16 protein-coding genes are annotated in these 19,769 nt (G+C 36.6%); all 16 read left to right on the forward strand.

Features of this window, described 5'->3' with window-relative positions:
- The first annotated feature begins 11 nt into the window (after positions 1–11).
- A complete protein-coding gene (codY, locus tag C1H58_RS06940) occupies positions 12–785 on the forward strand; it encodes a GTP-sensing pleiotropic transcriptional regulator CodY (protein ID WP_050331206.1) in 774 nt (257 codons plus the stop codon).
- Positions 786–949: 164 nt separating this feature from the next.
- Complete coding sequence (rpsB, locus tag C1H58_RS06945) at positions 950–1,747, forward strand: 30S ribosomal protein S2 (protein ID WP_016424910.1); 798 nt, start codon at positions 950–952, stop codon at positions 1,745–1,747.
- A gap of 222 nt (positions 1,748–1,969) precedes the next feature.
- Entirely contained in the window at positions 1,970–2,848 is an 879-nt protein-coding gene (gene tsf / locus C1H58_RS06950; protein ID WP_050332198.1) for a translation elongation factor Ts, read from the forward strand.
- Between the two features lie 150 nt (positions 2,849–2,998).
- Positions 2,999–3,721, forward strand: coding sequence for a UMP kinase (gene pyrH, locus C1H58_RS06955; protein WP_016424912.1), 723 nt, complete (start codon positions 2,999–3,001; stop codon positions 3,719–3,721).
- A gap of 17 nt (positions 3,722–3,738) precedes the next feature.
- Positions 3,739–4,293, forward strand: a complete 555-nt coding sequence (gene frr, locus C1H58_RS06960) for a ribosome recycling factor (RefSeq protein ID WP_016424913.1) — start codon at positions 3,739–3,741, stop codon at positions 4,291–4,293.
- 330 nt (positions 4,294–4,623) lie between these two features.
- A complete protein-coding gene (locus tag C1H58_RS06965) occupies positions 4,624–5,385 on the forward strand; it encodes an isoprenyl transferase (RefSeq protein ID WP_050331202.1) in 762 nt (253 codons plus the stop codon).
- A gap of 14 nt (positions 5,386–5,399) precedes the next feature.
- The gene (locus C1H58_RS06970) at positions 5,400–6,182 is read left to right on the forward strand and encodes a phosphatidate cytidylyltransferase (RefSeq protein WP_050345735.1); all 783 of its coding nucleotides are present in this window, start codon (positions 5,400–5,402) and stop codon (positions 6,180–6,182) included.
- A gap of 19 nt (positions 6,183–6,201) precedes the next feature.
- On the forward strand, positions 6,202–7,332 hold the full coding sequence (gene dxr / locus C1H58_RS06975) for a 1-deoxy-D-xylulose-5-phosphate reductoisomerase (protein ID WP_165545749.1): 1,131 nt from the start codon (positions 6,202–6,204) through the stop codon (positions 7,330–7,332).
- Positions 7,332–8,618, forward strand: a complete 1,287-nt coding sequence (gene rseP, locus C1H58_RS06980; protein WP_165545750.1) for an RIP metalloprotease RseP — start codon at positions 7,332–7,334, stop codon at positions 8,616–8,618. Before dxr ends, rseP begins: the two co-directional genes overlap by 1 nt.
- A 25-nt stretch (positions 8,619–8,643) precedes the next feature.
- The gene (locus C1H58_RS06985; RefSeq protein ID WP_050331197.1) at positions 8,644–10,350 is read left to right on the forward strand and encodes a proline--tRNA ligase; all 1,707 of its coding nucleotides are present in this window, start codon (positions 8,644–8,646) and stop codon (positions 10,348–10,350) included.
- A 203-nt stretch (positions 10,351–10,553) separates the two neighbouring features.
- Positions 10,554–14,867 (forward strand): PolC-type DNA polymerase III, encoded by a 4,314-nt coding sequence (locus C1H58_RS06990; RefSeq protein WP_207554674.1) that lies wholly within the window; start codon positions 10,554–10,556, stop codon positions 14,865–14,867.
- Between the two features lie 123 nt (positions 14,868–14,990).
- On the forward strand, positions 14,991–15,458 hold the full coding sequence (gene rimP, locus C1H58_RS06995; protein WP_050345731.1) for a ribosome maturation factor RimP: 468 nt from the start codon (positions 14,991–14,993) through the stop codon (positions 15,456–15,458).
- A gap of 18 nt (positions 15,459–15,476) precedes the next feature.
- On the forward strand, positions 15,477–16,622 hold the full coding sequence (gene nusA, locus C1H58_RS07000; protein WP_165545752.1) for a transcription termination factor NusA: 1,146 nt from the start codon (positions 15,477–15,479) through the stop codon (positions 16,620–16,622).
- Positions 16,623–16,634: 12 nt separating this feature from the next.
- A complete protein-coding gene (gene rnpM / locus C1H58_RS07005; protein WP_016424922.1) occupies positions 16,635–16,922 on the forward strand; it encodes an RNase P modulator RnpM in 288 nt (95 codons plus the stop codon).
- A complete protein-coding gene (locus C1H58_RS07010; RefSeq protein ID WP_165545753.1) occupies positions 16,919–17,224 on the forward strand; it encodes a L7Ae/L30e/S12e/Gadd45 family ribosomal protein in 306 nt (101 codons plus the stop codon). Before rnpM ends, C1H58_RS07010 begins: the two co-directional genes overlap by 4 nt.
- A 16-nt stretch (positions 17,225–17,240) precedes the next feature.
- Positions 17,241–19,343, forward strand: coding sequence for a translation initiation factor IF-2 (gene infB / locus C1H58_RS07015; protein ID WP_050345730.1), 2,103 nt, complete (start codon positions 17,241–17,243; stop codon positions 19,341–19,343).
- Positions 19,344–19,769: the final 426 nt, after the last annotated feature.

Here is a 19,769-nt window from a genome sequence, read left to right on the forward strand (position 1 = left end):
GGAGAAATGACATGAGCTTATTATCGAAAACGAGAGAATTAAGTAGTTTGTTACAAAAACATAAAGGTATCTCTGTCGACTTCAAAGATGTTGCACAAACGGTGAGTAAAGTTACAGTTACAAATGTATTTATTGTTTCTCGCCGTGGTAAAATTTTGGGATCTTGCTTGAATGAATTACTTAAAAATGAACGTATTATTCAAATGTTAGAGGACCGTCATATTCCAGAGGCTTACACAGAAAAATTAATGCACGTATACGAAACGTCATCAAATATTACAATTGATAGTGACTTATCAGTATTCCCACCAGAAAATGAAGATTTATTCAAAAATTCAAGAACAACAATTTTCCCAATTATTGGTGGAGGCGAACGCTTAGCTACACTTGTGCTAGGCAGAGTTGCAGATGATTTCGGTGAAAACGACCTTGTCCTTGGTGAATACGCTGCAACAGTAATTGGTATGGAAATATTACGTGAAAAACATTCAGAGATTGAATCTGTAGCTCGTGATAAAGCAGCAATCTCAATGGCAATTAACTCTTTATCTTACTCGGAAAAAGAAGCGATTGATCATATATTTGAAGAACTCGGTGGCAAAGAAGGTCTCTTAATTGCCTCAAAAGTTGCAGACCGCGTAGGCATTACACGTTCGGTTATCGTTAACGCTTTAAGAAAACTTGAAAGTGCCGGCGTTATTGAATCACGTTCTTTAGGTATGAAAGGGACTTTTATTAAAGTCAAGAAAGAAGCATTCTTAGACGAATTAACACGTGCAGAATAATTGGATTGCCTTGTTGCAAACTCGCGCATGTTATGATATATTAATTAGCGGCTATAAAAGTCAAAACACACACGCAACACCGAAGTATAAAAGGGTGCGATGAATTTCATCGTTTTTATATGAGTGTTCGTGGCGGATGTAAACCAATAGGAGGAATTTATATTATGGCAGTAATTTCTATGAAACAATTACTAGAAGCTGGTGTTCACTTCGGTCATCAAACACGCCGTTGGAACCCAAAAATGAAAAAGTACATCTTCACTGAAAGAAACGGTATCTACATTATCGACTTACAAAAAACAGTGAAAAAAGTTGAAGAAGCATACAACTTTATTAAACAAGTATCTGAAGAAGGCGGTAAAGTCTTATTCGTAGGTACTAAAAAACAAGCGCAAGAATCAGTGAAAGCTGAAGCAGAACGCGCTGGCCACTTCTATGTTAACCAAAGATGGTTAGGTGGTATTTTAACAAACTATAAAACAATCTCTAAACGTGTACAACGTATTTCTGAAATTGAAAAAATGGAAGAAGATGGAACATTTGATGTTCTTCCTAAAAAAGAAGTTGTAGAACTTAAAAAAGAATATGACCGTTTAATTAAATTCTTAGGCGGTATTCGTGATATGAAATCAATGCCACAAGCATTATTTGTCGTTGACCCACGTAAAGAGCGCAACGCAATTGCAGAAGCACGTAAATTAAACATCCCTATCGTTGGTATCGTTGATACAAACTGTGATCCGGATGAAATTGATTACGTAATCCCAGCGAATGACGACGCAATTCGTGCGGTTAAATTATTAACTGGTAAAATGGCAGACGCAATTTTAGAAGGACAACAAGGTGTATCAAACGATGAAGTAGCTGCTGAACAAAACATCGACTTAACTGAAGATGAAAAAGCAGACAACGAGTCAGCTGAAGCAGTAGAAACAACTGAAACATCTGTTGAATCTAACTAAGTCGCATCTTGAAATGGGTGTGGGATAGAAACTTATTTGTTTTCATCGACCCACTAATGGCAAAGATGACTTGGATTGAGAAAAGCTTGGTTTAAAGTGTAGAATCAAACGCGTCATCTACTGCCACTTTATCATTTTGAGTATTTTCATTGGGTTGAGACGTGAATATGTCCCAGCCCCTTTTTTAAAATAAATATTGATTGAATATTGGAGGAATCATGAATGGCAATTTCAGCTAAACTTGTTAAAGAATTACGTGAAAGAACTGGCGCAGGTATGATGGATTGTAAAAAAGCATTAGAAGCAACTGATGGGGACATTGATAAAGCCATTGACTACTTACGTGAAAAAGGTATTGCTAAAGCAGCTAAAAAAGCAGACCGTATTGCAGCAGAAGGTATTACGCATGTTGAAGTAAAAGGTAACGATGCAGTTATCGTAGAAATCAACTCAGAAACAGACTTTGTTGCACGTAACGAAGGCTTCCAACAACTTGTAAAAGAAATTGCTAACCAAATTCTTGAAACAAAAGCGGATTCAGTTGAAGCTTTAAATGAAACAACATTACCAAACGGTAAAACAGTTTCTGAACATATGACTGAAGCGATTTCAACAATTGGTGAAAAATTAAGCTTACGCCGTTTCGAAATCAAATCTAAATCAGACAGTGATGCATTCGGTGCATACTTACACATGGGCGGACGTATTGGTGTTCTTGCAGTTGTTGAAGGTTCAACTGACGAAGAAGCAGCAAAAGACGTTGCAATGCACATCGCTGCAATCAACCCTAAATACGTTTCATCTGACCAAGTAAGTGAAGAAGAAATCAACCATGAAAGAGAAGTATTAAAACAACAAGCATTAAATGAAGGTAAACCAGAAAACATCGTTGAAAAAATGGTTGAAGGTCGTTTACGCAAATATCTTCAAGAAATTTGTGCTGTTAACCAAAACTTCGTTAAAGACCCTGACCAAACAGTTGAACAATTCCTTAAATCAAAAGGTGGTCAATTAGTAGACTTCGTTCGTTACGAAGTTGGTGAAGGTTTAGAAAAACGTGAAGAAAACTTTGCTGATGAAGTAAAAGGACAAATGAAATAATCGACACGGTTTTGTATAAGAAAGAAGACACCTTTCGTGTCCTCCTCTGCAGGACTTCAATGCAAGATTGAAGCCGTGTAGAAGGGTGATGCTTATTGTGTCTTCTTTACTTGTATTGTTTTACATATTACGAATAGAGAGGTTAAAATAATGACTGAAACTTCAAAATATAAGCGAGTAGTTTTGAAACTGAGTGGAGAAGCATTAGCAGGGGACAAAGGATTTGGAATTAATCCAATGATTATTAAAAGCATTGCACAACAAGTAGCAGAAGTCGCAAAAATGGATACAGAAGTTGCTGTCATCGTGGGTGGCGGTAACATTTGGCGTGGCAAAACTGGTAGTGACTTAGGCATGGATCGAGGAACTGCTGATTATATGGGTATGCTCGCGACAGTGATGAATGCACTTGCATTACAAGACAGCTTAGAACAACTTGATTGTGATACACGTGTCCTTACATCTATAGAAATGAAGCAAGTTGCAGAACCTTATATTCGTCGTCGTGCGATTCGTCATTTAGAGAAAAAACGCGTTGTTATTTTTGCAGCGGGTATCGGTAACCCATACTTCTCAACTGATACAACAGCTGCATTACGTGCTGCTGAAGTTGAAGCAGACGTCATCTTAATGGGCAAAAATAATGTTGATGGTGTTTATTCAGCAGATCCAAAAGTAGACCCGAATGCTAAAAAATATGAGCGTTTAACATACATTCAATTGTTACAAGAAGGTTTACAAGTCATGGATTCGACAGCCTCTTCATTCTGTATGGACAACAATATACCTTTAAAAGTGTTCTCTATCATGGAAGAAGGTAATATTAAACGTGCTGTTCAAGGTGAAGATATAGGGACAATTATTACAAAATAATATAGAGGTGCAAAAAAATGAAAGAAACTATTCAAGATGCTAAAAGTCGTATGAAAAAATCAATTGAGAATTTATCTCGTGAATTGGCACAAATTAATGCAGGACGCGCAAACTCTAACTTATTAGCTGGCGTTGAAGCGGACTACTATGGTGCACCAACACCAGTCCAACAATTGGCAAGTATTAATGTACCTGAAGCACGTCTTCTTGTTGTTTCACCATACGATAAAACATCTATTGGTGATATTGAAAAGGCCATTATTGCCGCAAACTTAGGTGTTAATCCAACGAGTGACGGAGAAGTGATTCGTATTATGGTGCCTGCACTCACTGAAGAACGTCGTAAAGAACTGGTTAAAGATGTAAAGAAAACAGGTGAAAACGCAAAAGTATCAGTTCGTAATATTCGTCGTGATGCAAACGATCATCTAAAAAGACAACAAAAAGATGGCGAAATTTCTGAAGATGAATTACGAAATGGTTCTGATGAAGTTCAAAAAATAACTGATTCATCAATTAAAGATATCGATCAGTTAGTTGCTGATAAAGAAAAAGATATTATGTCAGTTTAAGTTTTACACTTACCGACGAGTAGACAAGAATCAATCAAATGAATAGGGTGAAATTGACGCTTTTCTTTATTTACAAGAGGCGCTATATTGATAAATTAAAATCAATATTATAAGTTTTATTTCTTATCATATCGTGATTCCTCACCCTAATTTCATAGTAAAATTGTAGAAATGGTTTGCCTTCTCACTGAGCTGTACCGAATACGACTTTGGTACAGTTTTTTTCTTTGTTTATTCAATGCGCTGATTGAGTGTGATAAAATGGTAGATAATTGTACGCTAAAGAGATTATAATATTTTAAGAGACGGAATAGGCTCGGAGGAACGCGCATGTTTAAGAAATTTAAGAAGAAAATCGACAGTCAAAAACATGTCGATCAAATCGATTTACATAATATACCTGAACATATAGCGATTATTATGGATGGCAATGGTCGTTGGGCAAAGCAACGAAAAATGCCACGAATTAAAGGTCACTATCAGGGAATGCAGACGATTAAAACCATTACGCGAGCAGCTAGTGATTTGAATGTTAAATATTTAACACTTTATGCATTTTCAACTGAGAATTGGTCACGTCCTGATGAAGAGGTTAACTATATCATGGGATTACCTGTTAACTTCTTAAATACATTTTTACCCGAATTGATTGAAAAAAACGTACGTGTTGAAACGATTGGTTTTATAAATGATTTACCCGAAAAAACAATTCAAGCCATAGATGAGGCTAAAAATAAAACAGCTGACAACACTGGATTGACATTAATATTTGCAATCAATTATGGGGGTCGAGCTGAAATTATCAATGGTATCCAGAATATGATGAAAGAGATGCGACACGCTTCAGATGATGATATTGATGCACTTACTGAGCAGCATTTCCAAAAATATTTAATGACACACGATTACCCAGATCCAGAATTATTAATACGGACTTCAGGTGAACAACGTATAAGCAACTTTTTGATTTGGCAATTATCTTATAGTGAGTTTATATTTAATTCTAAATTGTGGCCTGACTTCGATGAGGCAGAATTAAGAGCATGTATAAAAACATATCAATCACGCCAAAGACGATTTGGAGGATTGTAGATAGGAGTAGTGGGATGAAAGTAAGAACAATCACAACGATTGTCGCATTAATCGTTTTCTTACCTATTTTACTGATTGGCGGATCAGTATGGATGTATTTTACATTCTTATTAGCTTTAATTGCTTTAAAAGAACTTTTAAACATGAATCGAATTCAATTGCTGTCAATACCAGGGATAATCAGTGCCTTGGCTCTGATTATTATTATGATTCCACAAGATTTAGGCGCATGGGTGCCCGTATTACAACAGAAATCGTTGATAGCGATGAGCTTTGTTATTTTAAGTTATACGGTGATGTCCAAAAACCGCTTTAGTTTCATGGATTCAGCATTTTGTTTAATGTCTGTTGCCTACGTAGGGATAGGATTCATGTACTTCTATGAAACGAGAGAAGCCGGCTTGCAATATATACTATTTGGTTTGTTGATCGTTTGGTTAACAGATACAGGGGCGTATATTTTTGGCCGACTTTTTGGAAAACATAAACTATGGCCGATTATTAGTCCGAATAAAACCGTTGAAGGCTTCGTTGGGGGGTTGATTTGTAGTCTCATCGTACCTCTTACATTTATGTTTTTTGTATCATTTGAGTATCACATCAGTTTAATTCTTTTATTAACTGTTGTGCTCAGTGTCTTTGGACAGTTGGGTGACCTAGTAGAATCAGGATTTAAGCGCCATTTTGGTGTGAAAGATTCTGGACGTTTGTTACCCGGTCATGGTGGTATTTTAGACCGTTTTGATAGTTTCATGTTTGTTTTACCTTTAATGAATATTTTCTTAATTCAAATGTAAAGTGAAATGAGGAACATTAATGAAAAATATAGCAATTTTAGGCGCGTCAGGTTCAATAGGTCAGCAAGCGATTGATGTGATTGCGCATCATCCAGAATCATTTAACTTGATTAGTTTTACCGTTGGGAAAAATATTGAATTTGCAATTGAAGTGATTGAAAAGTTTAAACCAGAGATTGTTTCTGTTCAAGATGAAGCGGATGTTGAACGCTTAAAACCTTATCATTCTAACATAGTGAGTGGACGCCAAGGATTAATCGATGTTTCAACATATGAAAAAAACGATTTAGTTTTAAATGCGCTTCTAGGAAGTGTCGGGTTAGAGCCTACAATGAAAGCGATTGAAGCAGGGAAAAAAATAGCACTTGCGAATAAAGAGACTTTAGTTGTGGCTGGAAAACTTGTCATGACCCACGCAAAGCGTTATGGTGTTGATATCCTTCCTGTAGATTCAGAACATGCTGCAATTTTCCAATGTTTAAATGGTGAAGATATGCATAAAATTAAAAATGTTACAATTACTGCGAGTGGCGGTTCTTTCCGAGAGTTAACGCGTGAACAATTAGAACATGTCACTGTGGAAGATGCATTGAACCATCCCAATTGGTCAATGGGGAATAAAATCACGATTGACTCTGCAACGATGATGAACAAAGGCTTTGAAGTGATTGAAGCAAAATGGTTGTTTGATTTGAAAATAGATCAAATAAAAACAATCTTGCATAAAGAGAGTATTATCCATTCACTGGTCGAATTCGTTGATACGAGTGTGATGGCACAACTTGGTACCCCTGACATGCGTATGCCGATTCAATATGCCTTTACTTATCCAGAGAGAATTGAACATCGAGCGCCATCATTAGATTTAGCGCAAGTGGCGCAATTGCACTTTCAAGAAATGGATCTTGATCGATATCGATGTTTGAAATTTGCTTATGATGCACTGCGTATAGGTGGTTCAATGCCAGTTGTACTCAATGCCGTCAATGAAGTTGCAGTGGCTAAGTTTTTAAACCATGAGATTACATTTCTTGAAATTGAGCATATGATTGAGCGTGAAATGGCAGCACATGAAGTGATTCCAGATCCATCTTTAGAAGAAATATTAGAAATCGACCATTATTATAAAACAAAATCATATGAGGTGTAGTGCCTATGTTAATAACACTTATCGCTTTTATTATCGTATTCGGTGTGCTTGTATTCGTGCATGAGTTCGGTCACATGTTTTTTGCGAAACGAGCAGGTATCATGTGTCCAGAATTTGCGATTGGTATGGGACCCAAAATCTTCAGTTTTCGTAAAGATGAAACCCTTTATACTATTCGTTTATTACCAGTAGGTGGATATGTTCGAATGGCTGGAGATGGACTAGAAGAAGCGCCTGTACAGCCGGGTATGCATGTTAAAATTAAAGTGAACGATCAAAATGAAGTAACGCATATCATTTTAGACGATCAACATAAATTTCAAAAAATAGAAGCTATAGAAGTAAAGAAAATTGATTTACAAGAACAATTGTATATTGAAGGTGTTGCTGCCAATGATCAAGAGCGCCATCATTATTCAATAGCGAAGAAAGCTTATTTTGTACAAAATGGAAGCTTAATACAAATTGCACCGAGAGATCGACAATTTGCACACAAGAAACCGTATCAAAAGTTTTTAACTTTATTTGCAGGACCGTTATTTAATTTCATTTTAGCTTTCGTACTGTTAATTGGTTTAGCCTATTATCAAGGTGCGCCAAGTACGACAATTGATCAGATTGCAAAAGATTCACCCGCAGAACAAATTGGTCTTCACAAAGGTGACACAATCAAAAAAATTGGAAACCAAGAAATTAACCGCTTTGACGATGTGAGTAAAGCATTGAATCAAACTAAAGGAGCCGAATCGACGGTCGAAGTTGAACGTAACGGTAAAACGATTAATAAAAAGTTTGAACCGAAAAAAGTTGAAATTCAAACTTCTAAAACTTCCAAACAAACGTCTTATCAACTAGGGTTTACACCAACAAAAGAAAGATCTCTATTCGAACCTTTAATTTTTGGTATTGAAGAAACGTTACGCTTTGGGAAACTCATCTTTGTTGCAGTTGTTGGTATGATTACAAGTATTTTCACAGGGACATTTAGTTTTGATATGTTAAATGGACCAGTCGGTATCTATAAAAATGTCGACACCGTTGTTAAAACAGGAATCATTAATTTAATCACTTGGACTGCAGCATTAAGTGTGAACTTAGGTATTATGAACCTTTTACCTGTTCCGGCACTTGATGGTGGACGTATTTTATTTGTATTTTACGAAGCCATCTTTAGAAAACCAGCCAATAAAAAAGCTGAGACAGTGATCATAGCAGCGGGTGCAGTGTTTGTACTTATTGTTATGGTGCTCGTCACTTGGAATGATATACAACGTTATTTCTTATAAAACGACTAGGGAGGAACAATGAAGGATGAAGCAATCAAAAGTTTTTATTCCAACATTAAGAGAAGTACCTGCTGAAGCAGAGGCAAAAAGCCATCAACTATTATTAAAAGCAGGTTTAATTAAACAAAATGCAGCAGGCGTATATAGTTACTTGCCGATTGCGACACGCGTAATCCATAAAATTTCTGAAATTATTCGTGAAGAAATGGAGCGTATTGATGCTGTAGAAGTTGTCATGCCTGTATTACAGCAGTCTGAATTATGGAAAGAGTCAGGACGATGGGATGCATATGGCATGGAATTGATGCGTCTTCGTGATCGTAATCAACGTGAGTTTGCGCTTGGACCGACGCATGAAGAAGTCGTGACATCACTTGTTCGTGACGAGTTGCGTTCTTATAAACAATTGCCTTTAACATTGTTCCAAATCCAAACAAAATTCCGTGACGAGAAAAGACCGAGATTTGGCTTATTACGTGGTAGAGAGTTTATTATGAAAGATGCTTATTCATTCCACACGGATGAAGCTTCTTTAATGGAAACATATCAAAACATGTTTCATGCTTATCAAACGATATTTAACCGAGTAGGCTTAAACGTAAGACCGGTTGTTGCTGATTCAGGTGCGATTGGTGGCAATCATACGCACGAATTCCACGCTTTAAGTGCAATTGGTGAAGACACAATCGTTTATAGTGAACAAAGTGACTATGCAGCAAACATCGAAAAAGCAGAAGTTCCTTACTATGCGTCTAATACGACATTAGATGCACAAAAAGACCTAGAAAAGGTAGAGACTCCGAATATGAAAACAGCGAAGCAAGTCGCTGATTTCTTAGGTGTGCCTTTAGAAAACATCACTAAAACAATGGTCTTCAAAGTGAATGGTGAATTCGTTTTAATTTTAGTTAGAGGACATCATGAACTCAATGAAGTTAAAATTAAAGATTACTTTAAAACAGACGATGTTGCTCTCGCTTCAGATGAAGAGATACGTAATTTGCTAAATGCAACTTCTGGCTCTTTAGGACCAATTACTGATAGAGATATCAAAGTATATGCAGATCAATTTGTTCAATCTGCAAACAATTTAATTGTAGGGGCTAACGATGATGGCTATCACTATGTCAATGCCAATGTAGATCGTGATTTTAAAGTTGAAGCTTATGGCGATTTTCGTTTTATTCTGGAAGGTGAGCCTCTAGCAGATGGATCCGGTCCGGCACGTTTTGCGGAAGGTATTGAAGTGGGACAAGTCTTTGTTTTAGGCGAAAAATATTCAGAGTCAATGCATGCGACCGTTTTAAATCAACAAGGACGTGAACAAAACCTTACAATGGGTTGTTATGGTATTGGTGTATCTCGAACATTAAGTGCAATTATTGAACAACATCATGATGAGAACGGTATCATTTGGCCAAAAGCAGTATCACCTTATGACATTCATTTAATTACAGTGAATCCTAAAAAAGAAGATCAACGTGAATGTGCAGACCGTTTATATGATTTATTACAAACAAAATATGACGTGTTGTATGATGAAAGAAATGAGCGTGCAGGCGTGAAATTCAATGATGCAGATTTGATTGGTTTACCACTTCGTGTGGTAGTCGGAAAAAATGCAGCTGAGGGTATTGTAGAAGTTAAAAGAAGAGATAATGGTGAAACTGAAGAAATCCATGTTGATGCTTTATTAGCGCATTTAGAAAAATGTAGTGAACAAATTCAGTAAGAAGATGCCAATCATTTGTTATAATAAAAATAAGCATATTGCTTCACGATGGGTTAACCGATTGGGTTCTATTGATGATGCAACAACAATAAGAAGGCTGAGGAATCTATTGATTTCTCAGCCTTATCCCGTATGAAATATAAAATGGTTTGAAAGTCATTTTTAAATACAAATGGATGTACGGCAATTAAAATAAGGTGGTTATGAGTGTGGCATTAAAGGATCAAGAAAAGTTTAAGATTCTCTTAAAACAAATTCATATGCAAGATTATTTTGATCAAGATATTATCGAACAAGGTCTATTGACACGCATCGATGTTTCTGAAAAATCTCGTGAATGGATTTTTCATATCCAATTACCACGATTATTAAAATATGATGATTATGCTGTATTGACTCATGCAATGAAAGAGAGCTTTCAAGATATCGCAAATGTTGATTGGAAAATTACAGTTGCAACGCATCAAGGTCAAGATGAATATTTATTAAAATATTTTGGAGATTGTATCGACCAAACGCAACTATCTCCTAAAGTCAAAGGTCAACTTAAACAAAAACGTATTGTGATGTCTGGCAATGTTGTTAAAGTGCTCGTTCAAAATGATATCGAAGGCCAACACTTTAATAAGGTCTGCAACGGAAGCCTGGTCAAAGCAATGCAACGATGTGGTTTTGATGTTGAAAAAGTGGTGTTTGAAACTGATGTGCATGGTCATGACGATGATTTAGCTTCTCTTGAGGCACACATTCAACAAGAGGATGAGCAAAGTGTGAGAGAAGCAACAGCAAAAATAGAAAAGATGAAAGAGCAACGTACAAAAGATGATAACGAAGCATCCGTAACGCGCTGTCAAATTGGTAAACCAATTCAAGTTGAAAATGTGCGACCGATTGAAAGTATTATTGAGGAAGAGTTTAAAGTCGCTATTGAAGGTGTCATTTTTGATATAAATCTTAAAGAACTCAAAAGTGGACGCCATATTGTGGAACTTAAGGTGACGGACTATACAGACTCATTAGTACTTAAAATGTTTACACGTAAAAATAAAGACGACTTAGAACACTTCAAAGCATTATCTGAAGGTAAATGGATAAGAGCACAAGGACGTATCGAAGAAGATATGTTTATTCGAGATCTTGTGATGATGATGTCAGATATTGAAGAAATCAAGCGTACGCCGAAAGTGGATAAGGCTGAAGAAAAACGCGTCGAATTCCATCTGCATACTTCTATGAGCCAAATGGACGGTGTGACACATATCGGTGAATATGTTGCACAAGCGGCTAAATGGGGGCATGAAGCGATTGCAGTGACAGATCATAATGTTGTGCAAGCATATCCAGATGCGCATGCTGCAGCAGAAAAACATGGCATAAAAATGATTTATGGTATGGAAGGGATGCTCGTTGATGATGGTGTACCTATTGCCTATAAACCGACCGATATACGATTAAGCGATGCCACATATGTAGTGTTTGACGTCGAGACAACAGGTTTATCCAACCAATACGACAAAATTATAGAATTAGCTGCAGTAAAAGTGAAAAACGGTGAAATTATAGACAAGTTTGAACGTTTTAGTAATCCGCACGAAAAGCTGTCTGAAACGATTAAAAATTTAACCCACATTACCGATGACATGTTACGAGATGCGCCAGAGATAAAAGAGGTGCTAACAGATTTTAAAACATGGGTAGGAGACGCCATTTTCGTTGCACATAACGCATCTTTTGATATGGGATTTATAGACACAAACTATGAGCGACTTGGCTTCGGTCCTTCAACTAATGGGGTTATTGATACACTTGAACTCTCAAGAACGATTAATACAAGTTATGGTAAGCATGGATTGAACTTTTTAGCTAAAAAGTATGGTGTCGAACTGACACAACATCACCGAGCAATCTATGATACTGAAGCAACTGCCTATATTTTCATTAAAATGTTAGCGCAACTTAAAGCATTAGATGTACACAACCATCAAGATATTAATAAAAAATTATCAAATGAGGATGCTTATAAGCGAGCGCGTCCACAACACGTTACGCTGATTGTTCAAAATCAGACAGGTTTAAAGAACTTATTCAAAATCGTCAGCGCTTCACTTGTTAAATATTATTATCGTACACCTAGAATTCCACGTTCACTATTAGATCAATATCGTGAAGGAATTTTAGTTGGAACCGCATGTGATGAAGGTGAAGTTTTCACTGCGGTGATGCAAAAAGATCAATCTGAAGTCGAACGGATTGCCAAGTATTACGACTATATTGAGATACAGCCACCTGCACTATATCAAGATTTACTTGATCGTGAATTAATTCGCGACAATGAAACGCTTGTAGAAATTTACGAACGAATTTTGAAAGTGGGCGAAACAAACAATATTCCAGTCATCGCAACAGGTAATGTGCACTATTTAAACGAACACGATAGTATCGCACGGAAAATTTTAATTGCTTCACAACCCGGTAATCCATTGAACCGATCTACTTTACCTGAAGCGCATTTCAGAACAACAGATGAGATGCTTAATGATTTTCACTTTTTAGGTGAATCTCGGGCTTACCAAGTCGTTGTAGAGAATACAAGAGCTTTAGCAGAGCGTGTTGAAAAAGTTGTACCAATTAAAGATAAACTTTATACACCAAATATGGATGGTGCCAATGAAGAAATTCGTGAAATGAGTTACAATAATGCCAAAAAACTATATGGTGAGGATTTACCGCAAATCGTTATTGATCGATTAGAAAAAGAGTTAGAAAGTATTATTGGGAACGGATTCGCAGTTATTTATTTGATTTCACAAAGACTCGTGAAAAAGTCGCTCGAAGATGGTTATTTAGTTGGTTCACGTGGATCAGTGGGTTCAAGCTTTGTGGCGACAATGACTGAAATTACAGAAGTAAATCCATTACCACCGCATTATATTTGTCCTAAGTGTAAAAAAAGTGAATTCTTTAATGATGGTTCAGTTGGTTCTGGTTTTGATTTGCCTGATAAAACTTGTGAATGTGGGACTCAAATGATCAAAGAAGGCCAAGATATCCCATTCGAAACATTTTTAGGGTTCAAAGGGGATAAAGTACCCGATATTGACTTGAACTTTAGTGGCGAATATCAGCCGCAAGCACATAATTACACTAAAGTATTGTTTGGAGAGGACTACGTTTATCGTGCAGGGACAATTGGTACAGTTGCTGAAAAAACAGCATTCGGTTTTGTGAAAGGTTATTTAAATGACCAAGGTATCCATAAACGAGGCGCAGAAGTTGATCGTTTAGTTAAAGGTTGTACCGGTGTTAAACGAACAACAGGTCAACACCCAGGTGGTATTATCGTAGTACCAGATTATATGGATATCTATGACTTTACACCGATTCAATATCCTGCAGATGATCAAAATTCGCCTTGGATGACGACGCATTTCGACTTCCACTCGATACACGATAATGTATTGAAACTAGATATTCTCGGACACGATGATCCGACAATGATTCGTATGTTACAAGATTTATCAGGTATTGATCCTAAAACAATACCTGTAGATGATAAAGAAACGATGGGCATCTTTAGCTCCCCTGAGCCATTAGGTGTAACAGAAGAAGAAATATTAGCGAAAACAGGAACGTTTGGTGTACCTGAATTTGGGACAGGCTTTGTAAGACAAATGTTAGAAGATACGAAGCCAACCACTTTTTCCGAGCTCGTCCAAATTTCAGGTTTATCACATGGAACGGATGTATGGTTAGGAAATGCACAAGAACTTGTTCGAAGTGGAACTTGTACACTTTCGAGCTGTATTGGTTGTCGTGACGACATCATGGTTTATTTAATGTATGCAGGTCTTGAACCCTCACTTGCATTTAAAATTATGGAAGCGGTACGTAAAGGTAAAGGGTTAACAGAAGAATTTGAACAAGTTATGAAAGAGAATAACGTGCCTGATTGGTACCTCGATTCTTGTAAAAAAATTAAATATATGTTCCCGAAAGCCCACGCAGCAGCGTACGTCCTTATGGCTGTAAGAATTGCTTATTTTAAAGTGCATCATCCTTTATTCTATTATGCAAGTTATTTTACAGTAAGAGCATCCGATTTTGATTTATTGACGATGGTAAAAGATAAAGAAAGTATTCGAAATACAGTGAAAGACATGTATTCACGTTATATGGATCTCGGTAAAAAAGAAAAAGACATTTTAACCGTGCTTGAAATTATGAATGAAATGGCACATCGAGGTTACCGTATGCAACCAGTGAGCCTTGAGAAAAGTCAAGCTTATGAATTTACAATCGAAGGGGATACGTTGATTCCGCCTTTCGTTGCTGTTCCTGGACTTGGTGAAAACGTTGCAAAACGTATCGTGGAAGCGAGAGAAGATGGTCCGTTTCTATCCAAAGAGGATTTAAATAAAAAAGCGGGGGTTTCTCAAAAAATTATTGAATACCTCGATGATTTAGGAACTTTACATGATATGCCAGATAAAGCACAACTCTCGATTTTTGATATGTAACATTCATTTGTCGCCTTATCAAAACTGTGGTATAATAAGCATGCTTATAAAATTAGACTCAAGTAGAAAGAGTGGGTATCACCCGCTCTTTTCTATTTGTTTGTCAGTGATAAGGGGGCTCGTATGAGTAAAGTTACAGAGCAAGTTGAAACAATAATACAACCTGTCCTTGACGAATTAAATTTTGAATTAGTTGATGTTGAGTTTACAAAAGAGGGTAAAGATCATTATTTGCACATTGCAATTGATAAGCCAGGCGGTGTGGATTTAAATGATTGTACATTAGCTTCTGAACGTATTAGTGAGGTCATGGATGCAAATGATCCAATCCCACAAGCTTATTATTTAGACGTTGCGTCACCAGGTGCTGAAAGACCAATTAAAAATGAAAAAGATTTTCAAAATGCGATAAATCAACCTGTATTTGTGTCGCTTTATGCACCAATTGAAGGTGAAAAAGAATGGTTAGGACGATTGGAATCCGTTTCTGATGAAGCGATTGAAATCGAAGTGAAAATTAAATCTAAAACAAAAACGGTCACAATTCCACGTGATAAAGTTGCAAAAGCACGCCATGCAGTCATGCTTTAAATGTGAGGAGGAAAATGAGTGAAAAGTAATGAATTATTGTTAGCAACGGAATATTTAGAGAAAGAAAAGAAGATTCCAAGAGCGGTATTAGTAGATGCAATTGAAGCTGCTTTAATTACAGCTTATAAAAAGAATTATGATAGTGCGCGTAACGTACGTGTCGAACTTAATTTGGACAGTGGGACTTTCCGTGTCATTTCACGTAAGGAAGTTGTTGAAGAAGTATTTGATGACCGTGAAGAAATCGACTTGTCAACTGCATTAGTTAAAAATCCAGCATACGAAGTAGGGGACATTTATGAAGAAGATGTAACACCGAAAGACTTTGGACGTGTAGGTGCACAAGCAGCGAAACAAGCTGTGATGCAACGTTTACGTGACGCAGAACGCGAAATTTTATATGAAGAATTTATTGATAAAGAAGAAGACATTATGACAGGTGTTATTGACCGTGTCGATCATCGCTATGTTTACGTTAATTTAGGACGTACTGAAGCAGTGTTATCTGAAGCAGAACGTAGCCCTAATGAATCTTATGTACCGAATGCACGCATTAAAGTTTATGTAAACAAAGTTGAGCAAACGACAAAAGGACCACAAATTTTTGTTTCTAGAAGTCATCCCGGTTTGTTAAAACGTTTATTCGAGCAAGAAGTACCTGAAATCTTTGAAGGTACTGTTGAGGTTAAATCTGTTGCACGTGAAGCGGGAGACCGATCTAAAATTAGTGTTTACTCAGAAAACCCTGACATTGATGCAGTGGGTGCTTGTGTTGGTGCTAAAGGTGCGCGTGTAGAAGCGGTTGTAGAAGAACTCGGTGGAGAAAAAATTGATATCGTACAATGGAATGACGATCCTAAAGTGTTTGTTAGAAATGCTTTAAGTCCATCTCAAGTAATCGATGTTATTGTTGACGAAGAAAATCAATCTACAACGGTCATTGTTCCAGATTATCAATTATCTCTTGCTATTGGGAAACGTGGACAAAATGCACGTCTTGCCGCGAAATTGACTGGCTGGAAAATTGATATTAAATCTGAATCAGATGCGAAAGAACTTGGTATCGGTGAAGCAAACGATACTGTTTCAGAATCAAATCATGTTGAAGATGAACAGCATGACGATGTTTTGGTTGGTTTAGAGGATGAAAGCAACGAAAAATAGGAGGGATTTTGAATGAAAAAGAGAAAAATTCCTATGAGAAAGTGTATCTTATCAAATGAAATGAAACCTAAAAAAGATATGATCCGCGTCGTGCAAAATAAAGAAGGCGAAATATCTGCAGATGCAACTGGAAAGTTACCAGGCCGTGGCGCTTATGTTTCAAAAGATATTGCGCTAATAGAACAGGCACAACAAGCACAAAAGTTAGAACAATTTTTTAAAGCGTCTCAAGAAACGTTAGAGCCAGTATATAAAGAAATTATTCGTCTAATTTATAGAGAAGAGATACCTACCAAATGAATCAACAACAAATTTTGAATTTCTTAGGCTTAGCGATGCGTGCAGGTAAAGTAAAAACGGGTGAGTCTGTTATTCTTGCTGAACTAAAAAAGCATCGATTAAAGCTTGTTTTAATTGCGAGTGATGCATCAGATAACACTAAAAACAATCTGATAAATAAGTGTCATAGTTATCAAACACCATATCGAATCATCAGCCGTCGTGATGATTTAGGCGACGCATTGGGCAAAAGTGCACGTGTTAATATTGGTATCACTGATCAAGGATTTGCAAAAAAGTTGATGTCAATGATAGATGAATAATGTTAGGAGTGGTTTAATGGGTAAACAAAGAATTTATGAGTATGCAAAAGATTTAAATATAAAAAGTAAAGATGTGATTGATGAGTTGAAAAAAGAGGGCGTAGAAGTATCGAATCATATGCAAACTTTAGAAGATGATCAAGTTAAATCATTAGATAAAGTTTTCAAAAAAGATCAAGCACAAAAGGATACAAAATCGCAAAAAAATACTCAATCAAATCACAAAAACCAAAAACAAGGTAAAAACCAAAAAGGTAAACCAAACCAGCAACAAAAACAAAATAAAAAGAATAATAAAGGTTCTAAAAATAATAAACAAAACAAAAAGAATCAAAAAGCACAACAACCAAGTGAACCTAAAGAAATGCCATCTAAAATTACGTATACTGAAGGCATTACAGTTGGAGAATTAGCTGACAAATTAGGTGTAGATTCATCTGAGATTATTAAAAAATTATTCTTGCTAGGCATTATGGCCAACATTAACCAATCGTTAGATGTTGAAGCTTTAGAGCTTGTTGCATCAGATTATGGTGTGGAAATAGAAGAAGAAGTCGTTGTAGATGATAATGATCTTTCTATTTACTTTGATGACATTGAAGAAGACGAAAATGCTACAGTAAGACCTGCAGTTGTTACAATCATGGGCCACGTTGACCATGGGAAAACAACTTTATTAGACTCGATTCGTCACACGCGTGTCACTGAAGGTGAAGCGGGTGGTATTACGCAACACATTGGTGCCTACCAAATAGAAAACAATGGTAAAAAGATTACTTTCCTTGATACACCTGGACATGCCGCATTTACGACAATGCGTGCACGTGGCGCACAAGTGACAGATATTACCATTTTAGTTGTTGCTGCAGATGACGGTGTTATGCCACAAACGATTGAAGCGATTAATCACGCTAAAGAAGCAGATGTGCCAATTATTGTTGCAGTAAACAAAATTGATAAACCAACTGCAAACCCTGATCGCGTTATGCAAGAATTAACAGAATATAATTTAATTCCTGAAGACTGGGGTGGCGATACGATTTTTGTACCGCTATCAGCATTAAGTGGCGAAGGTATTGATGATTTACTCGAAATGTTAATTTTAGTATCTGAAGTCCAAGAATTAAAGGCGAATGCTAACAAACCAGCAGTTGGAACAGTGATTGAAGCGGAGTTAGACAAATCTCGTGGTCCAGCAGCGTCATTACTCGTTCAAAACGGAACATTACATGTAGGTGATGCATTAGTCGTTGGTAATACACACGGTAAAGTGAGAGCAATGGTTAATGATTTAGGTAAACGAATCAAATCTGCTGGCCCTTCTACACCAGTTGAAATTACAGGATTAAACGATGTACCACAAGCAGGTGACCGTTTTGTTGTCTTTAAAGACGAGAAGAAAGCGCGTCGTATTGGTGAAGCGCGTGAACAAGAAAGCATTTTACAACAACGTCAAGAAAGCAAAAATGTCTCCCTTGATAATTTATTTGAACAAATGAAACAAGGTGAAATGAAAGACTTAAACGTAATCATTAAAGGTGACGTACAAGGGTCTGTTGAAGCTTTAGCCGCTTCATTAATGAAAATTGATGTGGAAGGCGTAAATGTGCGTATTATCCATACTGCTACGGGCGCTATTAACGAATCCGACGTAACGTTGGCTAATGCTTCAAACGGTATTATCATCGGTTTCAACGTACGTCCTGATGCAGGTGCAAAACGTGCGGCTGATGCTGAAAATGTAGATATGCGTCTACACCGCGTTATTTATAATGTTATTGAAGAAATTGAAGCAGCAATGAAAGGTATGCTTGATCCAGAATTCGAAGAAAAAGTCATTGGTCAAGCAGAAGTGCGTCAAACATTTAAAGTTTCTAAAGTGGGTACAATTGCCGGAAGTTATGTGACAGAAGGTAAAATCACACGTGATTCAAGTGTCCGCATTATTCGTGACGGGGTTGTCCTATTTGAAGGTGAATTAGATACTTTAAAACGTTTTAAAGATGATGCAAAAGAAGTGGCCCAAGGTTATGAATGTGGTATCACGATTGCAAAATTTAATGATATTAAAGAAGGCGATATTATTGAAGCTTTCGTAATGGTAGAAGTCGAAAGATAGGAATATCAACGGTTTCAAGAACTTTTTGACTTATTATAGAAGTAGTAGTTTTGACGTGAAAAAATACACATTTCCATGTTTTTGTGATAAATTTTAACATGGTAAACACTATCAGTCGAATAAATAAAGAAAGCATATGTGGTAAATACCTTTTTAAAATCTTCATTTGATATTTTACCAATCACAAAAAATGCCTCCATTTAACTTTTCACTTTATGTGTCCGGTGTAATGGGGGCATATCATTTCTTCTGATAAAAGTAGTTGAATCACATTGTAGTACTTATCAACTTTTGAAGTTCTTTTTCTAGAACTTGACGGTGTGAAACCTTTTAAGTATTTGTCGATTGTCCGTCTATCTTTACCAAGATCACGAGCTAACTTACTTTTATTGATTTTCATTTTTGCACTCTCCATCATTTCTTTCA

The organism is Staphylococcus sp. 191 (genome assembly GCF_011174885.1).
GTDB lineage: Bacteria > Bacillota > Bacilli > Staphylococcales > Staphylococcaceae > Staphylococcus > Staphylococcus coagulans.

Excerpts from the sequence above, each read along its gene's own strand:
- codY (WP_050331206.1), top strand. The coding sequence starts at position 12 with ATGAGCTTATTATCGAAAACGAGAGAATTAAGTAGTTTGTTACAAAAA.
- rpsB (WP_016424910.1), top strand. The coding sequence starts at position 950 with ATGGCAGTAATTTCTATGAAACAATTACTAGAAGCTGGTGTTCACTTC.
- tsf (WP_050332198.1), top strand. The coding sequence starts at position 1,970 with ATGGCAATTTCAGCTAAACTTGTTAAAGAATTACGTGAAAGAACTGGC.
- pyrH (WP_016424912.1), top strand. The coding sequence starts at position 2,999 with ATGACTGAAACTTCAAAATATAAGCGAGTAGTTTTGAAACTGAGTGGA.
- frr (WP_016424913.1), top strand. The coding sequence starts at position 3,739 with ATGAAAGAAACTATTCAAGATGCTAAAAGTCGTATGAAAAAATCAATT.
- C1H58_RS06965 (WP_050331202.1), top strand. The coding sequence starts at position 4,624 with ATGTTTAAGAAATTTAAGAAGAAAATCGACAGTCAAAAACATGTCGAT.
- C1H58_RS06970 (WP_050345735.1), top strand. The coding sequence starts at position 5,400 with ATGAAAGTAAGAACAATCACAACGATTGTCGCATTAATCGTTTTCTTA.
- dxr (WP_165545749.1), top strand. The coding sequence starts at position 6,202 with ATGAAAAATATAGCAATTTTAGGCGCGTCAGGTTCAATAGGTCAGCAA.
- C1H58_RS06985 (WP_050331197.1), top strand. The coding sequence starts at position 8,644 with ATGAAGCAATCAAAAGTTTTTATTCCAACATTAAGAGAAGTACCTGCT.
- C1H58_RS06990 (WP_207554674.1), top strand. The coding sequence starts at position 10,554 with ATGAGTGTGGCATTAAAGGATCAAGAAAAGTTTAAGATTCTCTTAAAA.
- rimP (WP_050345731.1), top strand. The coding sequence starts at position 14,991 with ATGAGTAAAGTTACAGAGCAAGTTGAAACAATAATACAACCTGTCCTT.
- rnpM (WP_016424922.1), top strand. The coding sequence starts at position 16,635 with ATGAAAAAGAGAAAAATTCCTATGAGAAAGTGTATCTTATCAAATGAA.
- C1H58_RS07010 (WP_165545753.1), top strand. The coding sequence starts at position 16,919 with ATGAATCAACAACAAATTTTGAATTTCTTAGGCTTAGCGATGCGTGCA.
- infB (WP_050345730.1), top strand. The coding sequence starts at position 17,241 with ATGGGTAAACAAAGAATTTATGAGTATGCAAAAGATTTAAATATAAAA.